Annotated in this window: 11 protein-coding genes; 6 read left to right on the top strand and 5 right to left on the bottom strand. The window is 71.7% G+C overall.

Going from position 1 to position 18,631, the window contains the following annotated elements:
- Nucleotides 1-25 precede the first annotated feature (25 nt).
- Complete coding sequence (locus Q7L65_RS26330) at nt 26-1,258, bottom strand: hypothetical protein (protein ID WP_304726267.1); 1,233 nt, start codon at nt 1,256-1,258, stop codon at nt 26-28.
- 199 nt (nt 1,259-1,457) lie between these two features.
- On the opposite strand from Q7L65_RS26330, the gene Q7L65_RS26325 reads away from it, so the two are divergent.
- Entirely contained in the window at nt 1,458-7,550 is a 6,093-nt protein-coding gene (locus Q7L65_RS26325) for a hypothetical protein (protein ID WP_304726265.1), read from the top strand.
- A gap of 47 nt (nt 7,551-7,597) precedes the next feature.
- Here the strand turns inward: Q7L65_RS26325 and Q7L65_RS26320 are convergent, their stop codons facing one another.
- Nucleotides 7,598-8,779: an NAD(P)/FAD-dependent oxidoreductase gene (locus Q7L65_RS26320; protein ID WP_304726262.1), complete on the bottom strand. Its 1,182-nt coding sequence runs from the start codon at nt 8,777-8,779 to the stop codon at nt 7,598-7,600.
- A gap of 94 nt (nt 8,780-8,873) precedes the next feature.
- On the opposite strand from Q7L65_RS26320, the gene Q7L65_RS26315 reads away from it, so the two are divergent.
- Nucleotides 8,874-9,152 carry a hypothetical protein gene (locus tag Q7L65_RS26315; RefSeq protein ID WP_304726260.1) on the top strand — a complete coding sequence of 93 codons (279 nt, stop codon included), beginning with the start codon at nt 8,874-8,876 and terminating at the stop codon, nt 9,150-9,152.
- A 125-nt stretch (nt 9,153-9,277) separates the two neighbouring features.
- On the opposite strand, the gene Q7L65_RS26310 is transcribed toward Q7L65_RS26315, so the two are convergent.
- A complete protein-coding gene (locus Q7L65_RS26310) occupies nt 9,278-10,579 on the bottom strand; it encodes a hypothetical protein (RefSeq protein ID WP_304726259.1) in 1,302 nt (433 codons plus the stop codon).
- A 178-nt stretch (nt 10,580-10,757) separates the two neighbouring features.
- Here Q7L65_RS26310 and Q7L65_RS26305 point away from each other — a divergent pair, with 178 nt between their 5' ends.
- Together Q7L65_RS26305 and katG are read left to right on the top strand one after the other, a co-directional pair.
- Complete coding sequence (locus Q7L65_RS26305) at nt 10,758-11,198, top strand: Fur family transcriptional regulator (protein WP_304726258.1); 441 nt, start codon at nt 10,758-10,760, stop codon at nt 11,196-11,198.
- 61 nt (nt 11,199-11,259) lie between these two features.
- Nucleotides 11,260-13,485, top strand: a complete 2,226-nt coding sequence (gene katG / locus Q7L65_RS26300) for a catalase/peroxidase HPI (protein ID WP_304726256.1) — start codon at nt 11,260-11,262, stop codon at nt 13,483-13,485.
- Between the two features lie 34 nt (nt 13,486-13,519).
- Here katG and Q7L65_RS26295 read toward each other — a convergent pair whose 3' ends face one another.
- Nucleotides 13,520-14,746 carry a GTP pyrophosphokinase family protein gene (locus tag Q7L65_RS26295; RefSeq protein WP_304726254.1) on the bottom strand — a complete coding sequence of 409 codons (1,227 nt, stop codon included), beginning with the start codon at nt 14,744-14,746 and terminating at the stop codon, nt 13,520-13,522.
- Between the two features lie 121 nt (nt 14,747-14,867).
- Here Q7L65_RS26295 and Q7L65_RS26290 point away from each other — a divergent pair, with 121 nt between their 5' ends.
- Nucleotides 14,868-15,311, top strand: a complete 444-nt coding sequence (locus Q7L65_RS26290; protein WP_304726252.1) for a hypothetical protein — start codon at nt 14,868-14,870, stop codon at nt 15,309-15,311.
- A 227-nt stretch (nt 15,312-15,538) separates the two neighbouring features.
- Nucleotides 15,539-16,450: a hypothetical protein gene (locus Q7L65_RS26285; protein WP_304726250.1), complete on the top strand. Its 912-nt coding sequence runs from the start codon at nt 15,539-15,541 to the stop codon at nt 16,448-16,450.
- 57 nt (nt 16,451-16,507) lie between these two features.
- Here Q7L65_RS26285 and Q7L65_RS26280 read toward each other — a convergent pair whose 3' ends face one another.
- Nucleotides 16,508-18,523 (bottom strand): hypothetical protein, encoded by a 2,016-nt coding sequence (locus Q7L65_RS26280; protein WP_304726247.1) that lies wholly within the window; start codon nt 18,521-18,523, stop codon nt 16,508-16,510.
- Between the last annotated feature and the right edge of the window lie 108 nt (nt 18,524-18,631).

The following is an 18,631-nucleotide window of genomic DNA, read 5'->3' as shown; positions in this document are numbered from 1 at the left end:
CGGCGATCCCGGCCCGCGGCGGGCGTCAGCCCCTGAGCCCGGCCTGCCGCTCAGCGAGGATTCTCAGAACCCCCGGGTCGTCGCACGCCTCAGCCCGGTCCAGCGTGAGGACGCAGATCATCTTCATGCCGTTCTGCGGGTACGTTCTCAGCAGCTCGAGGCGGAAGATGCGCCACTGGCGTCTGACCTCGAGCACGGCCACGTCGACCGCGCGCTGCATGTTCGACTTGCGATCCACGACGATCTTTCCGCGCGGGGTGGTCGGGTCGGTGACGAGGCCGTTGAAGGGGTTGATCGTGCCCTTGTCCTTGTTGAGGCCCGGGTCGTCGGGGCCCTCGCCGTGGACGATCCGACCTTCGCATCTCTTTCTCGGGAAGCAGCCGCCGGTGAAGTTCGGCGGCACGTCGTCCGCCGCGACCCAGCTTCTCGTCAGGTCGAGGAAGGGCGCCGGCTCCGTGTTGCCGAGGCCGATCGGGTTCGTGAACGACGCTCTGCCCGGTCCCTGCAGGTCGGCCCAGTTCGTGTGCGAGTAGAAGTCCTCGGCCATGTGCAGCACGTAGCCCCACGACTCGAGCACGTTGCACTTCGGGCGCAGGCCCCGGACACCGTTGTACGTGCACGTCGGGCTGAACATGCCGACACCGGGGTTCGACGCGTCGGCTCTGCCGTTGCCCTTGATCAGCGTTCTGGCCGTATCGATCGCGCCCCAGTTCGGCGTCGCGATCGGGAAGCTCCACTTGTTCTTGCCGCCTCTGTAGAGCATGTCGCGCGCCCACTCGACGCACGCGCGCAGGATCCGGATCGCTCTGGCACGGCTCTGCGCGTAGTCGCCTCTGAATCCGTACACGTCTCTATCGGCGTAGTCGGTGTTGTCGCAATGCCAGTACTCCTTGTCCTGATGCAGGTGCATCGGGATGTCGTCCGGCGCGCCGACCGCGCCGAAGGAGCCCTTCTTGCCCGCCACGTTGTCGAGCGTCGCGGGTTGGAAGCAGTTCGGCGGCAGTATCGGTCTGCCTCTCTCGTTCCCGCACTGCAACGCGACGCGGGTGATCATCTCGTGCTCGCGATGCTGGCCGATGAAGTCGACGGTGCCGAACGCGGCGGCGGACGAGGCGCCGAGCGCGCCGAGCAGCGCGACACCGAGGATGACGACAAGCGCCCGCGCAAGCAGGCGGCGGGAGGCGCGCAGGTGGCGACCGCCGCGGACGGCGCCGCGCGCGGAATCCGAGCGGGTGGGGAAGGCATGGGGCAGAGGCATCTCGCACCAGGGAATCGTCATCCGAGCCCGCCGGCTTGAGCAGTTCGGCGCCATACCGCGTGAGCAAAGACAAGCCAGAAATAAGTATGTCATTGCGGCGCGCCAGCGCTCAAGTGCAGCGGACGAGCGTCCGATGGAAGGGGCAGGTCGGCCCGTCCGCGGTCGATCCGCCGCTGTACGACCCGAAGGACGCTCCCGTATGCCCGTCGCCCGCCGCCATCCCCGGCTGGCAGCGCGCCGTGCCCGTGCGCACGTCGCGCGCCACGCCGCGCTCGCCCTCTTCGCCGCGCCTGCGACAGGCTCCCGTGGTCGCGACCGCGCGCGCAGCATGCTCGCCCTCTTCGCCGCGCTTGCGACGGTCTTCATGCTCGCGCCGACCGCCGCATCCGCCGCCGGTGACGGCGCGACGAGCGGGACGACCGAGGTCGCGCCGTCCGTCGCGGCCGCCACCTCGCCCGCGCTCGCCGTCCCGCCCCCGCCCCCGCCCGCCGCCCTGATGGCGCCGCCGCTCGCGTTCGCCGCGGCGACCTCGTCGGGTTACGCGCCGCTCGGCGACGTCTCGCGCGACTACGCCTTCAGCGACCAGAGAATGACCGCGACCGCCGTCGATCAGCCCGGCCGCCGCGCCGCGCTGATCGGTGCGATCGGCGTCGGCGTGACCGGCGACACCCCCCTGCGCGCCGGCGGCAGCGGCGCCGTCACGATCTCGCTGACGCACCAGGTCGACCGCGCGGTCACCATCCGCGACGCCCGCGTCACCGTCGCGATCCCGGCCGCCTACCGTCCCGGCCGCGTCGCCGCGCCCGGCTGGCAGTGCGCCCCGATCCGCGGCCGCACGCTGCGCTGCCTCGCGCCGGGCGCGATGCCCGCTGGTCAGCACGCCGCGATCCGTCTCGGCCTCGTCGCCCGCCGCCCCGGCCGCGCCCACGTGCGCGTGCGGGCGAGCTGGCGGGAGCGCGGCGCGGTCGCGCCGACGCGCCGCGCGGGCAGAGCGGGCAGCGCCGCCGCCCCGACGCGCCGCGCGGGCAGCGCCTCCGCCACCGCCACCGCCGCGAACGCCGACGCCGACAGCTCCGCGGCCGGCCGCGCGAAGAGCAGACGCAGCGCCCGCCGTGACGCCACAGCCGACCGCCTGCGCACGGCGACGGGCAGCGCCACCTTCGACGTCCGCCCTCCCCTCCGCCTGCGCGTCACGACCGCCCAGCGTCGCGTGCTCGGCGACGGCGCCGGCATCGACAGCGCGCCGATCGTGCTGACTGGGCACCTCAAGCGCTACGACGCGGGCATTCCGGTCGACTTCCGCTGGCGCCAGCTGTGCGGCGGCGACGGCGACGGCGATGGCGACGGCGACGGCGATGAAGCGAGCAGAGCGTGTCCCCGCGTGAGATGGCAGTCCGCGACCGCCGGCCGCGCCGCCGGTCGTCTCGTCACCGCGCAGGCCGACGCGCCCGCCGTCACAAGACCGACCCGCCTGCGCTTCGCGTTGAGCGCGCGCGACTGGCGCGGCGCCGCGCAGGCGACCGTGACGGTCGTCGTGCTGCCGCAGGGCCAGGTCAAGCTCGCCGACGGCGACGAGCGGATCCGCGTCCAGCCCAGACGCCGCAGCCCGCGCACGCGCGGCTACGTGATGCGCAGACGCGTCGTGCGCACGCTCGAACTGACCGGCTCCGCACTCGCGGGCCCGCGCCCGGGCCAGCGCGTCGAGCTGCGCGCGCTGCCGCAGGGCGGCACTTTGCAACGCATCCGCTGGACCGTCATCGCCCGCGGTGCGCGCGGCACGCTGCGCGGTACCGCGACCAACCGCGAGACGCTCTCCTTCACCGTTCCGCGCCGCGACACGCTGACGATCGCCGCTCGCGCGGTCATCTCCGGCACGGTCGTGCGCGCCCATCGCAAGGTGTACATCCTGCACGCCGACCACGCCCGCAGACGCGCCGCCAGACCGCGCGTCGTGCGCGCCGCGATCGCGATCGCGAGCGCCGCCGCCGACGGCGGCACCTTCTGCACACTGTGGGGCGCCGCGACGGCTGGCGACGACGACGCCGGCACGGCGGACGCGCCGATCGTGCTGGGCGGCGAGACCGCGAGAATCGTGCTCGGCGACGCCGTCGCCAGCGGCGCGGACTGCACCGCCGACGACGCGCGGATCGCGTTCGACAGGGCGCGCGTGAGCGTCGGCGACATCAGCTTCCAGGACGTCGAGGGCAGCGTCACGGCGAGAGGGATCTCGCTCGACGCCGGCTGGCTCGGCCTGCCGGAGGGCTGGTGGAGCGACATGCCGCCGCGGCTGCGCGTCACGCCCGGCCCCGCCGGCACGTGGGGCGCCGACCTCGGCAGCGACGACGCCTGGGCGCCGCTGCACGCGCAGATCGCGCTCGACGACGGCGTCGAGCTGCTGCCGCTGCCCGAGGGCTGGACCTTCCGCCGGGGCGAGAGCACGCTCCAGTACATCCCCTCGACGCGCACGTTCGCGCTCCGCAGCGTCGCGCAGGCGCCGGCCGGCCAGAACGGCACCGTCACGCTCGACGGCAGCATCACGCTCGACGGCGCCACCAGAGTCGCCGTCAGAGCCGACCGCGTCGTCGAGCTCGACGGCGTCGACGGACGGATCGTCACGCTGTCGGGCACCGGCACGCTGCAGACCGATCCCGACGGCGCCGACAACAGCGACCGCGACCGCGGCGACGAGCCCGGCTACGACGGCGGCGAGGCAAGCAGCTCGAGCGCCGGCAACGGCCCCCGTGCCCGTGCCGCGACCGGCATCGGCGACGAGGGCAGCTCGCTGACCGGCTCGATCGAGCTGCGCACCGACCCCGCCGGCGGCGCGATCCCGCTGACCTCCAGCGTCGCGGTCTCCAACGCCGTCGCGAGATGGGACTCGACCGGCATCGAGGTCAGCGCCGACGTGAGCGTGAGAAGCAGCCGCGGCACGTTCGCCGCGACCGCCAGAGGCCTGTTCGAGAGCACGTCCGAGTGGCGCCTGGAGATCGCCCAGAGCGCGCCGTTCTCGCTCGGCGACGGCGTCACGCTCACGGACGTCGCGGGCGCGATCGAGCGAACGCCGCTCGACCCCACGGACGCGAGCAGCGGCGACCCCGCGCAGCTGATGGAGGCGCCCGGCGCCGATGCGGGCGCCGGCAGCGGCACCGACGCCGCCGGCAGAGGCAGCGCCAGCAGAGCCGGCGCCGACGCGAGAGGCGGCACGAGACCAACCGCCAGAGCGAGCCAGGCGAGCGCCGGCGCCGACACGTTCCTCGTCAGCCTCGCCGGCGCCGTCAGAGGCTGGAGCCCGTCGTCCGCGCTGACCGACGTCGAGGTCCGCGGCGCGATCACGAACATGTGCACCCCCGACGAGCCGGCCTGCAGCACGAGAGAGGTGCGGCTCGCGCTCGAGGTCAGAGGCAACGCCCACGTGCGCGACCAGACGATCCCCTGGTACGGGATCGCCGGTGTCAACCTCTCGACCTTCGCCGTCAGATTCGAAGGCGGAGCGACGCTGTCGGACTTCGGTCCCGACGCGCTGCACCTCGACAACATCCAGCTGAGACTGAGCACGAACGGGCCCGCGTGGTGCAAGCCCGGCGGCGCTGGCGCGGCGAGCGCCACGGGCGCCGGCGCCACCACGGCGCAGGCGTCCCAGCCGGCGCCCGGCAGCCCGGCACCCGCCACGTCGCTGAGAGGCGACCAGGAGCTGACCTTCTCGATCAGCGCGGCCGGCAGGCTGCTCGGCGAGCCGTTCACGGCCGCCGGCGAGTTCGCCCGCTCCGGTTACTGCATCGCCGGCACGTTCGGCGAGTTCACGCCCGACGGGCTGCCCGGCGGCAGCGGCAGACGGCCGCTCGTCGACGACGTCCGCTTCGCCTACGCGAGCAAGGACGCCGACGTCACGCTCGCCGGCAGAACGCTGAGACTGAGAGCGGGCGACGTGCGCCTCAGCGGCGCGCTGAACCTGCCACCGGAGCGCCTGCCCGCGCAGCTGCGCGACGTGCTCGGCGGCCGCGCCGACCTCTCGCTGCTGCTGACGAGAACGGGCTCCGGCCTCGGCCTGTCGGGCGCCGCTCGCTTCACGTTCGCGCAGCCGCAGTACGTGCTTGGCTCCGCCGCGCGCGCCGACCAGGCGCGCCTGGGCGTGACGAGCGTCGACCTCTCGTTCGACTACAGCGCGACGACGAGCCTGCGGCTGGAGATGGCCGCGAAGGCCGCGCTGCAGACGCCGGCCAACGACGCGAAGGGCATCGCCGCCTCGCGCACGCCGCTGTTCCTGGCGGCGGGCGTCAACCTCGGGATGCCGTCGGTCAACGTCAGCGCCGGCGTCGACACGACCGACCCGGCGTTGACGGACGGCACCGTCCGCAACGCGTTCGGGCAGCAGGGCCTCGACGTCCGCAGGCTGCTCGTCTCCGCCTCGATCGGAGCGGACACCAGCATCGGGATCGCCGCCGACGCGACGCTGCCCGACGGCTGGACGAGCGCGCTCGGGATGCCCGCCCGCACGCCGGCGAAGGTCACGCTCAGCGTTTCGCAGACGGCGCCGTGCCTCGAGCTGGAGATCGGCAGAATGGCCGACCCGGGCGCGGCGGTCGCGGCGCAGCCGGTGTTGAAGCTCGGTCCGCTGGCGGCGAACTGGGCGCAGATCGTCGTCGCACCGATGGGCTGCACGATCGGCAACCCCTCCCCCGGCAAGCCCGGCTACCAGATCGATCCCGGCTTCGCGCTCGGCTTCGACGGCCAGGTCGGCCCGACGCCGGTGACGTTCGCCGCCGCGATGCGCAAGCACGGGACCGCCGACTTCGCCGTCAGAGGGACCGTCCGCGTCGGCGCCTTCGACGCCGGCCCGGTCAGCTTCCGCCGCACCTCGCTCGACCTCGACCTCGACACCGGCGGCGCCAACCGCCACTTCGACGTCGCGTTCGCGGGCGGGCTCGACGCGGGCCAGTCGACGATCGACGTCGAGGGCCGCTTCGCCGCCAGCGACACGTCGATCAGCGCGATGCTGCGCGGCAACGGCCGCCTGCGCTTCGCCGACACCACGTTCGCGCAGGGCTCGGTCGACGCGCGGCTGGAGTTCGCCAAGAACGGCGGCTCGTGGACCGCCAAGGCCGCCGACGTGAGCGCCCGCACGCAGATCCTCGGCGCCGAGGCCGGCCTGCTGCTGTCGTACAGAGACGGCTCGGTCGCGACCGCGGCCGGCGCGTTCCAGTACAGCGCCTCGGTCGGGCCGCTCGGCGTGCGCGCCGGTGCGCTGTTCGCCTACGCGCCCGACGGCGTGCGGCTCGACGGCAGCCCCAACGACTGCTCGCTCTCGCGCCTGACGCCGGTCCGCGACGGCAAGGAGCTGATCGTGCGGCTGTGCAGCTCGATGCAGCTCGGTCCGCTGTCGCACAACATGACGCTCAACGTCGCGCTGCCGCAGCAATGGGACTTCGACTTCTACGTCCCCCGCAGCGAGGTCGGCATCTACGTCGCCAGCGTCTACATGCAGGGCGAGCTGCGCGCCTCGCTGCGGGTCGGGCTCAACGGCCTGAACTTCTGGGTGCGCGGCGGCAACGCGCGCGCCGGCGGCTGCGTCCACATGGTCTTCTGGTCCAACTGCGCCGACGGCGTCAACGTCGCCTTCCGGCCCTCGAGCGGGCGCTTCGAGGGCTCGGTGCTCGGGTTCGACGTCAGCTGGGGCTCCGACAGTTGGCGCACGAGTCCGGCGCCGTCCGGACCCGATCCGGTCAACACCTCTCCCGTCGGCGCGGGCGACCGCGTCTTGACGCAGCGTGCGTCGCGGGTCGCGTTCGAGACGAAGCCGGTCGGCGACGCCGGCGCCGCGCCGCGGCGCACGGAGTTCGAGCCGTCCAGAGGCGGAGTGCCGGCGCAGGCGGTCTTCGACCCCGAGCGCAGACAGGTCACGGTGATGCTGCCCGTGCCCGCGTCCGTGAGAGCCGGCCTCCCCCGCCCGACGCGCGCGTACATGCTGACGTTCTCGGGCGTCGCCTTCCGCGGCGACGACCCGACCACGAGCCCCGGCGTACCTGCGTGGGGCGGCAGCGTCGAGCCGCTGGCCGGGTACTCCGGCGTCGAGGTCGCGCGCGTGCCGGACGCCGGCCTGCCCGTGAGCCGCAGACTGGACAGACCGGGCGCGTTCGTGTTCGTGAATTATGGACATCGCGTGGTCTGGAGCGCCCCGCCGGCCGTCGCGGCGGACTTCGTCGCCGCCGGCCTCCCGACGTCGTTCACAGTCGACCTGGCGCCGGGGTCCCCCACGCCCGAGTCGCGCGCGGCGCTGGTGAAGTCGATGAGCTGAGCGACGGCGGCGGCCGATGGCCACTCGGCAGATCCGCGTTCGGGCGCTCAGACGAACTGCGCCGCCGCGTGGCCCGACGACCAGGCCCACTGGAAGTTGAAGCCGCCCAGGTGGCCGCTGACGTCCAGCACCTCGCCGATGAAGTAGAGGCCCGGGCTCTTCAGCGATTCCATCGTCTTGGACGACACCTCGCGCGTGTCGACGCCGCGCAGGGTGACCTCGGCGGTGCGGTAGCCCTCGGTGCCGGCCGGCACGACCTGCCAGGCGCCGAGCCTGTCGGCGACGGCGCGCAGTTCGGCCGCGGTGTACTGCTTCATCGGCTTGGACGCGAGCCAGTGCTCGGCCAGCAGGGCCGCCATCCTCTTGCTGAAGACCTCGCCCAGCAGGGTCTTCAGCTCGCTGTCGGGGCGCGCGGCCTGCTGGCGCTGCAGCCACTCCAGCGTGTCGCGGTCGGGCAGCAGGTTGATCTCCACGGCGTCGCCGGGGTGCCAGAACGAGGAGATCTGCAGGATCGCCGGGCCGCTGAGACCGCGGTGGGTGAAGAGGATGTTCTCGCGGAAGCTCTCGCCGTTGCAGCTGACCGCGCAGTCCACCGACGTGCCGGACAGCTCGACGCACAGCTCCTTGAGCTGACCGGAACTGGTGAACGGCACCAGGCCGGCGCGGGTCGACAGCACGTTGTGGCCGAACTGGCGAGCGACCTCGTAGCCGAAGCCGGTGGCGCCCAGCGTCGGAATCGACAGGCCGCCGGTGGCGACCACCAGCGACTGCGCGGCGATCTCCCCCATGCCGGTGCTCAGCAGGTATCCGCCGGCCTCGGTTTTCTCGATCTGCTGCACCGCGGTGTCCACGCGCAGGTCAACGCCGGCATGCCGGCATTCGTCCAACAGCATGTTGAGGATGTCCTTGGACCTGTTGTCGCAGAACAGCTGGCCCAGCTTCTTCTCGTGGTAGGGCACGCCGTGCCTGCTGACCATCGCGATGAAGTCCCACGGCGTGTAGCGGGCCAGGGCCGATTTGCAGAAATGTGGATTCTCGGAGGCGAAGTTCGCCGGTTCGGCGTACATGTTGGTGAAGTTGCAGCGACCGCCGCCGGACATGAGGATCTTCTTGCCGGCCTTGTTGGAGTGGTCGACGAGCAGCACCTGACGTCCCCGCTGGGCGGCGGTCAGGGCGCACATCAGCCCGGCGGCACCTGCGCCGATGATCACAACGTCGGTGGAGCGCACAACGGCCTCACACGATACGGCTGCGACGAGGCCTTCCCTTCCACGCGGCCCGCCGTCATGATGCTCGGATTCTGAGTCAATCGAAGGAGTAGCGATGGCGGGCCGCTTTCAGGGGACGACCGTGATCGATCGTCCGATCGCTCAGGTCTTCGCGAAGAACGCGGTCACGGCGAAGGTCGGCGGCTACGACCTCGAGCCGCTCGGAGACGGCAGCACGCGCGTGACGATCTTCAACGAGCTGGAGGGCCACGGCTTCGGCAAGCTGATCGCACCGCTCGCGCTGCGCGCCGCGCGCAAGACCGCCGACGACTTCGCCGCCTCGATCAAGCGAGCCGTCGAGTCCGACACGCCGGAGGCTGTGCCTGCCGCATGACCTCCTGAGCGCCCTGGGCATCCGTGCTCTCGCCCATTCGTCGTCCCCTGCTGGGCCGCCTTCCAGCGACCGCGCCTGCGGCAGCCCCCGATCGGGGCTCGGGGCGCTGCCGCTCGTCGCGTCGTTCAGCGTGACTTCGGCTTGACTCTGGCGACCTTCGTCGTCTTGCTCGCGGCGAACTTCTGCGTCCCGAATCTGGTCGAGAGGTTGACCTTGACCGTGCCGCCGCGTCTGCGCAGCGCTCTGGCGCTCGCCGCGGTCAGGCGCAGCTTGGCGACCTTCGCCTTGTTCGCGCCGATGCGCGTCGTGAGCGTCCGTCTGACGGCGAGCTTGCCTCTGAGGCGCGCCCCCGCCGTGACCGTGCAGACCGCGGGAGCGCTCTTGGGGCATGCGATCGTGACCGAGGCGATCGTGCGCTTTCTGTTGAGCACGACCTTCTTGACGACGGCCTTGTCGCGCGTCGTGGCCTTGCGCGCCTGCGGCGCCGCGGGCGCAGCGCTGCCGCTGCCGCCCGGCACGACGACGGTCGCGCCGGGCGCACCGCTGGGACCAGGAGGCCCCGCCGGTCCGCGGGTGCCAGTCGTGCCGGCAGCCGCCGCTCTGTCGAGGATCGACGTCGTTCTGTCGATCGTCGTTCTCGTGATCGTGTCGACACCGGCGGTGTTGCCGACGAGGTCGAGCACGCTGGAGAGCTGACGCGTCGCCAGCGGATTGAGCGCACCTGTCGTTTCCTGCAGCGTGTCGATCAGCTCGTTGATCAGGTCCGACAGCGCGGGCGGCAGCCCCGGCGCACCCGCAATCTCCTGCAGCAGCGGGATCAACGGCTGCAGCAGCGCACCGGTGGGCTCCCCACCGCTCTCAAGCGACTGCAGCACCTCGTCGAGCGCCTGGACCACGGCCGGCGGCAGCGCCAGCGCGCCCGCGATCGGGAGGCCGGCCGTGCCGTCTCCGACCAGCGCGTCGCCGAGCTGGTCGAGCAGCTGCGCGACCGGGGCCGGCAGACCGTCGGTCAGCGCCAACTGCTGCAGCAATGCCCCAACGGGTGCCAGCAGGCCGGGATCCAACGGCGTCGTGCCGCCGGCGTCGAGCAGCCCGACGATCCGCTGCAGCAGCGCCTGCACGTCCACCGGCAGGCCCGAGGTGCCGCCGAGCTGGGTGAGGACGTCGCTGAGCGGCGCGAGGTCGGCGCCCGTGGGGTCGGTGCCGCTCTGGAGCAGATCACGCAGCTGCGACAGCTGGTCCTGCTGAGTCCCGCCGAGCAGTCCGGCGAGCACCCCGCCGAGGTCCAAGCCCAAGAGGTCGTCGACGACGCTGCTGGAGTGAACGGCGGGCGGGGCCTGGGCCGCGGCGACGGCCTGAGGCGCGATGCTCGCGGTCGCGAGCACGGCGACGGACAGACCCGCGGCCGAGCGGGAGAAGCGTTGCATGAGTTGGAACCTCCGTTGTTCCCTGAACGGGAGAGCGAGTGAATTGAGGAGTTCCCGGCAGTCGCCGCGAGCAGCTCTGGGTGGACATATGGTCGACGGATCGGTGCGCGGACGCCACACGGCAGCTTGTATCCCTCAGAGACTTGACACAGTCCAGAGCAGCGCCGATGATGCGCACGTGCCCGCTCAGCCGCCTGTCGCCTCCGCCGACCTCCTGCGCCAGCAGGGTCTCAAGGTCACCGCGCAGCGCGTCGCCGTCTTGCGGGCGGTCTCAGATCGCGCGCACAGCACGGCGGAGGACGTCGCCACCACCGTCAGAGCGGAGATCGGGACGATCTCGCGTCAGGCCGTCTACGACGTGCTCGGCGCCCTCGTCGAGGTCGGGCTCGTGCGGCGCATCCAGCCGTCGCAGTCGCCGGCCCGCTACGAGGCGCGCGTCGACGACAACCATCACCACCTGATCTGTCGCGACTGCGGCAGCATCGTCGACGTCGACTGCGCCGTCGGGCGGATGCCGTGCATGCACCCCTCCGACGACCACGGCTACGAGATCGACGAGGCAGAGGTCGTGTACTGGGGCCGTTGCTCCGACTGTCGAACCGCAGCCGCCGCCGACTGAACGCGCGCGGCGAGCCACCACTGAAACACCGAAGTCACCCAACCCACGTACGAGGAGAACGATGAGCGCCACCGACGAGCACGGCGACGTCACGACGAGCGATGTGCACAGACAGATGGGCTGTCCCGTGCACGCGAAGCATCAAGACGTCGGCGTAACCGCCAACCAGTTCTGGTGGCCGAACCAGCTGAACCTGCGGATCCTGCGCCAGAACAACCCCCAGGCCGACCCGCTCGACGCCGCCTTCGACTACGCCGAGGCGTTCAAGGACCTCGACGTCGACGCGCTCGTCGCCGACGTGGACGCGCTGATGACGCAGTCGCAGGAGTGGTGGCCGGCCGACTACGGCCACTACGGCCCGCTCTTCATCCGCATGAGCTGGCACGCCGCGGGCACGTACCGCACCTACGACGGCCGCGGGGGCGGCGGCAGCGGCGCGCAGCGCTTCGCCCCGCTCAACAGCTGGCCCGACAACGTCAACCTCGACAAGGCGCGCCGCCTGCTGTGGCCGGTCAAGCAGAAGTACGGCCAGCAGATCTCGTGGGCCGACCTGCTCGTGCTCGCCGGCAACCGGGCACTGGAGACGATGGGCTTCAGAACGTTCGGCTTCGCCTTCGGCCGCCCGGACATCTGGGCGCCCGAGGAGGACGTCTACTGGGGCCCGGAGCACGGCTGGCTCGACGACGAGCGCTACAGCGGCGACCGCGAGCTGGAGAACCCGCTCGCTGCCGTCCAGATGGGTCTCATCTACGTCAACCCGGAGGGCCCCAACGGCAAGCCCGACCCGCTCGCCGCCGCGCGCGACATCCGCGAGACGTTCTCCCGCATGGCGATGAACGACGAGGAGACCGTCGCGCTGATCGCCGGCGGCCACACCTTCGGCAAGACGCACGGCGCGGGTGACCCCGACGCCAACGTCGGCGCCGAGCCGGAGGGCGCCCCGCTCGCCGAGCAGGGCTTCGGCTGGATCAGCAGATTCGGCTCCGGCAAGGGCGACGACACGATCTCCTCCGGCCTCGAGGGCGCCTGGACCAACGACCCGGTCACGTGGGACAACGGCTTCTACGACAACCTCTTCGGCTACGACTGGGAGCTGACCAGAAGCCCCGCCGGTGCGTTCCAGTGGCGTCCGACCAACCCCGAGGCGCAGCAGGCCGTCCCGGTCGCGCACGACGCGTCGAAGCGGACCGCGCCGATGATGGCGACGACCGACATCGCGCTGATCAGAGATCCCGTCTACCTGGAGATCTCCAAGCGCTTCCACGAGAACCCGGACCAGCTCGCCGACGCGTTCGCGCGCGCGTGGTTCAAGCTGCTGCACCGTGACATGGGTCCCTCCTCCCGCTACCTCGGCCCGTCGGCTCCGTCCGAGGAGCTGCTGTGGCAGGACCCGGTCCCGGCCGTCGACCACGAGCTGATCGACGCCGCCGACGTCGCGACGCTCAAGGCCCAGATCCTCGACGCCGGCCCGTCGCTGTCGCAGCTGGTCGCGACGGCCTGGGCGTCGGCCTCGACCTACCGCGACACCGACAAGCGCGGCGGAGCGAACGGCGCGCGGATCCGCCTGGAGCCGCAGGCCGGCTGGGCGGTGAACGCGGGCGTCGCGCCGGTGCTGGACGCGCTCGTGAAGATCCAGCAGGCGTTCAACGGCGCGCAGACGGGCAGCAAGCGCGTCTCGCTCGCTGACCTGATCGTGCTGGGCGGCGGCGCGGCCGTGGAGGCGGCGGCGCAGAAGGGCGGTCACGAGGTGACGGTGCCGTTCTCCCCCGGGCGCACCGACGCCACGACCGAGCAGACCGACGTCGATTCGTTCGCCGTGCTGGAGCCGAGAGCGGACGGCTTCCGCAACTACCTGCAGCCCGGCGCCGGCATCCCCGCCGAGCACCTGCTGCTGGACAAGGCGTTCATGCTGAAGCTGTCGGCGCCCGAGATGACGGCGCTGCTCGGCGGCCTGCGCGTGCTGAACGCGAACACCGGCCAGTCCGCGCACGGCGTCTTCACCGACCGGCCCGAGACGCTGAGCACCGACTTCTTCGTCAACCTGCTCGACGTCTCGACCGAGTGGAAGCCGACGTCGGAGAGCGAGGACGTGTTCGAGGGTCGCAGCCGCGCGACCGGCGAGGTGCGCTGGACCGGCACCCGCGTCGACCTCGTCTTCGGCTCCAACTCCGAGCTGCGCGCGCTCGCCGAGGTCTACGGCTCCGACGACGCGTCGGCGAAGTTCGTGCAGGACTTCGTGGCGGCGTGGGTCAAGGTCATGGAGCTGGACCGCTTCGACCTGGCGTGACTGGCTGACTGACCCGCCGCCGCGTCGACTCAGGTCACGCGGCGGCGGCGTCGGCCTCGAGCAAGCGCGAGAGTCGCCAGCGCAGGATGCCGACGCGGCCTCGGGCGTAGCGATCCGAGGTTCCCTCCACCCCCGCCTCCGCGGCGTGCACGTAGTCCTCGCGCCCGATCCACAAGAGCGCGTCGTCGAGCTGTCGGAGTTGGCTGCGCGGCGAATGGCCCGCTCTGCTGAAGACCGCCTCGATGTGATCGAACGGAACGTGCTGCAGAGCGGCATCGATTGCGGCCGGGTCGTCGAGGCCCAGCGTTCTGGCGCAGCGGGTGATCCATCTCAGCGAGGCCGGTCTCGGCTGCCGCCCACCAGGGAAATGTCGTTCGAGCACCTCCGGCAGCGTCGCCACCGCAGCCGGCTCGGCGCTGGTTCGGTCCTCTGCTGCGGACGCGCGCACGTCGATCGTCTCGAGCAGGCCGTCCGCCGTCTCGAGCAGCGCAGCCACTCGATCGAGCATGCGCGAAGTGTCATCGTCGACTTCGCTCTTGTATCGAAGGCCGTGCTCCACCTCGGCCCAGGCGTGCTGTGCGTGGGTTCGCACCTGGATCTCGACGCGGTCAAGACATCCCAGCATCGACTCGGCCGGTGGCGGGATGCTGACGCCGACCGGTCGAATCGAGAGATGGATCCCGTGATAGCCGAAGGAGCGGTTCGCCCAGTGTGCGATCGCCTTGTCCTCGCGCTCCTCGACGATCAGCTCGGGATGTGCCTGGATCAGATCTCGTGCGTGGCTGAGAAAGCCGCTGTGGAGCACCACGACGCGCACCGCGACCTGATCGTGGATCGCCGACAGCGGCCGCATGTACTTCGGCTCGTGCGGGTCGCCAACGCGTGACTTCGCCGCTTTGGTCTCGAACGATCCTGGTGCCTTGACGCGTGCCGTGACCGACGCCTGCTGCGGCGAATAGGTCTTGCGCACCGCCTCGAGCACCAACGCCTGCGTTCGTTCGCGCACCTTTTCCAGGTAGGTCTGGTACTCATCGCGCTCGTACGCCCGGCGCGCATCCTCGCCGTGGACGGTGCAATCGATCACACCACAGTGATCGGCAGCGCGCCAACTACCTTGAAAGTCGCGTCTCGGCGCGGGGCGAGTACCCGCAGGTAGCGGCGCATCGGCGACGAGAGCTTGCCGCCGGGTGCACCGCGACGATGTGGAAGCGGCCGTCGAAGCGGGCTCTTCCGCCGGCGGTCGGGCAGCGTTCGCGTCCACGAGTGGGTTGGTTCGGCGCCCGACCTTCAAGGGGATACAGCCGGGCGCCACTCGCGCCGATAGACAGGAGCGAGTCGTCATCGATGACGCCATGGCGTCATCGCAACCAGGAGGTCCCCGTATGTCCGTCTCCCCCCTTCGCGCCCTTCGCGCGCTCCGCGCGCCCGCCCTTGCCGCTGCCGCGGTCGCCGTGCTCGGCGTCGCCGCCGCCGGCTCCAGCGCGGTCGCGGCCAGACCGTCGCACCCGGTGCTGCCGACCTGCGCCGGCAGAGGCGTCGTCAAGCCGTCGAGATTCGTGATCACCTGCGCCGACGCGAACGAGTCGCTGACCGGCCTCAGATGGAGCAAGTGGAACGCGAGCGAGGGCGTCGCCAAGGGCACGTGGGTCGTCAACGACTGCGATCCCAACTGCGCCGGCGGCAGATTCGTGCGCTCGAGAGTGACCGTCCGCGTCTGGCGCCTGCGCGCCTGCCCGGCGCTGCAGCGCGAGATCTTCACGCGCCTGATCGTCAGCACCCCCGAGGCCGACGGCGAGCCGGTCACGCTCACCTGCCCGAAGCGCTGAGCTGAGGTCGTCGAGGAGCTGACGGGCTCGGGCGCCCGTCAGCCCTCGACGGTCAGCTCAGAGTCGATCGCCGCGCGGATCGCGCGCAGGGCGCCGCCGCGGGCGCGGACCGCCGAGCCTCTGTCGCGCACTTGACACAACGCCCGTCACGCGGTCGACGGACAGCGGGGACGTCCCAGAGGAGAGTGGATCGCAGTCCACAGGCCCACCGCTCCGAGGAGACCGCCATGCGCATCCACCGTCTCGCCCGCCCCGCCGCCCTGCTGATCGCGCTGCTGACGCTGATCGCGATCCCGGCGAGCGCCTCAGCCGTCTCGCCGACCGACCCGCAGCAGTGGAACGTCGGCAATTACGCGCCGTCGTACAACAGCCCGTACTTCCTCAAGAACATGGTCAACAAGAGCTACGTCGGCTACGGCAGCCGGACGTTCGGCGTCGACCTCGTCTGGCGCTCCTACTCGACGCAGTGGCAGTTCATCCCGAAGCCGCCGGCGCCGAACGTGCGCGACCACCGCAGATACGCGATCGACCCGACGGCGAACGTCGCGATCTTCAACAGCGCCCGTAACCAGTACCTCGTCTACGGCCACGAGACCTTCGGCATCAACCTGCAGTGGTCGAGATCGCCCTCCTTCCAGTGGAAGGTCAACACGCGTAGAGACGACAGCGCGGCGAGCCTCTTCAACACCGTCGCCAACGACTACGTCGTCTACGGCGAGCGCTCGTTCGGCATCAACCTGATGTGGCTGAAGGACGTGCAGAGAGCCGCCAACCAGAACGCCCCGGGGTCGATCCATGACGCGTCCGTGCGGATGAACGCGCAGCAAGTGATCCAGGGCTACGTCCCGTTCCTCGGCCAGTACGGCGGCGGCGCCGGCTTCAACGCCGTCCTGACGAGAGTGACGAACCCGGCCGGCGGCCCGCCGCTGTTCTTCGTCAAGCCCGGCCACTCGACCGAGCAGTGCGGCGACGCGAGCGCGACCACCTACCTCGCGCCCGGCACGTCGATGACAAGCACGCAGATGTCGACTCTGTGGGGCGCCGCGCAGCCGAGCCTGACGCGCACGCTCCCCTTCCTCGCCTGCGCCGCGACGCCGTACAGCAGCGTCAGCGTGAACGTGCAGTACCGGCAGCTGTAGGTCTGCGGCGGCTCCGGTCGAGCACGACCGGAGCCGTCCGCTCGGCGCCTCGGTGTGTCAGTGCCCGCCGCGCTTGATCGTGCGCGTGGTGACCGTCTTGGCGTGACCTCTCAGCGTCGAGGTCAGCGTCAGCTTGACGGTCGCCTTCGCGTGCGATCTGACGTAGCGCGTCAGCTTCGGCGACAGCTGCAGTCTGACGACGAGCCGCTGTCTCGATCTCAGCCGCACGCTCTTGCTGACGCTGCCGATCAGGGTCGGCTTCGCCGGCTTGCGGCCTCTTCTGCCTCTCGCCTTCCCTCTCGCCCTCGCCTTCGCCGCCGCGCTGGCGCGCGTGGCGCCGGGCCCGGCGAAGACCTGCAGCGCGAGCTGCTGGCCGAGCACCGCGCCGGGATCGCTCAGCGTCGGGCCGGTGAGCGTCACCGTGACTCTGCCGTCGGCTGACAGCGCCGTCGGTCTCGCGGTCGCGGTCGGCGCTCGGTTGCCGCTCGGCGGGTTCACGATCGGCGTCGTGATTCTGCCGGGCGGCGTCGGCGCGGCGGGCGCGGAGGGCCCGCCGTCGCCCGGCCCCGGCCCCGGATCGCCGCCCGGCCCCGGCCCGCCGCCGGGATTCGGATCCCCGCCGTCTCTTCTGCCACCGCCCGGCCGTCCCGGCCCGGTGTACCACGCGAACGCGGGCACGCCCGAGACCGCCAGCCGCCCGCTGACGCCGGCGTTGCCGTCGTCGTCGATCCCGACGGCGTCGGCGGCGAGTCTGACGCTGCCGTTGCTGCCGCCGACGAAGCTGCCTGTCCCGAACGTGCGCGTGGTGCCGTCGTACGGGCTCACGAGCGTGACGCGGTCGCTGACCGTTCCGGCGTTGTTGATCAGGTTCCCGGTCGTGCAGGTGTTGTCGGAGACGCCGGAGGTGATCTGCTGGTCGTTGACGCCGACGATCGCAGCGCCGCCGCCGCCGGCGCCGAGCGAGATCAGGCGGCTCTTCGCCATCTCGCTGTTGGAGATCCCGATCGAGTAGCTGCTCAGCGGCTCGCCGGGCGCGGCGGCGCGCACGTCGATCGTCCGCTGCGTCACCTCGTTGATGCTCGTGCTCGTGCATCTCGCCGTGTTGGTGGCGAGCGCGACGGTCCCGTCGCCGCCCGCCGCGAGGAGCGTCGGGAAGTTGCCCGCGCCGCCGGCCCCGGCGAGGCTGTTCACGTTCGACGGCAGCGGGATCCGTCTCCCCGGCTCGCGCAGCGAGGTCCACAGCGACGACGTCAGCAGCGTGCCGTCGCCGGTCGTGAACGCGACCAGCATGCGACCGCCGGGCGCGACCGCCGTCTTCGCGGCGCCGGCGAAGTAGGCGCCGGGCAGACCGGCCGAGATGCTGCTCGGCGCGTCCCACGTGCCGCCGGCGTCGCGGTGGACTGCCAGCACCTCGTTGCCGCTCGTCTCGATGTGGTCGATGCTGAGCACCGCCTCGGCCTGCCCGTCGGCGTCGAGCGCGACGCTCGACGGCGCGATCTGCGTCCCGTATCTGTCGACGCCGGAACCGGGCGCGATGTAGATCGGGACCGCAGAGCCGACCGGCGCCATCGTCCCGTTCGGCGCCAGCGACAGCGACGCGACCGAGACCTGCGGCACGTTGAAGAACGTCTCGCCGATCGTCAGCACCTCGCCGGCGCGCGCGGCGAAGCCCTCCGTCGCGGAGCCGGCGTTGTAGGCCGGGCCGAAGCTACCGTCGGCGAAGCGGACGATCAGCTGCAGCGGCCCGCTGTTGAATCTGTAGTACGACATCACCGCGCTGCCGTCGGGCAGGAAGGCGACGGCGCCGGGCACCGCGTCTCTCGGCGCGCCGGGAATTCTCGTCGCGCTTCCGAGGCCGCCGGGCCCGAGCGGCGTCACCGCCGGGTAGCCGTCCTGGACCCCGTAGCGCAGCAGCTCCCCCGTCGGGGAGCTGAGGATCTGGTCGCCGATCGAGGTCGTCCCGACCGGCAGCGGGGTGACCGCGCTCCAGTCCGCCGACGCGCCGCCGGCGCCGATCAGCACGGTCGCGGCGCACGCGCCCACGACCCCGAGGTACCGCCATCGCACGCGCATGCAGCGGAACTTAACAGCGGATCGCAGCCTTCAAACCGCCTGGTCGCGCGACGTACGCACATTCGCGTACGCCGTGCCTTCGCGTCGCGATCCTCCAACCTGTGACGG

It is taken from the genome of Conexibacter sp. CPCC 206217, assembly GCF_030646165.1.
Taxonomy (GTDB): domain Bacteria; phylum Actinomycetota; class Thermoleophilia; order Solirubrobacterales; family Solirubrobacteraceae; genus Conexibacter.
The sequence above is the reverse complement of the archived record's forward strand: the minus strand, read 5'-3'. Positions and strand labels throughout refer to the sequence as shown.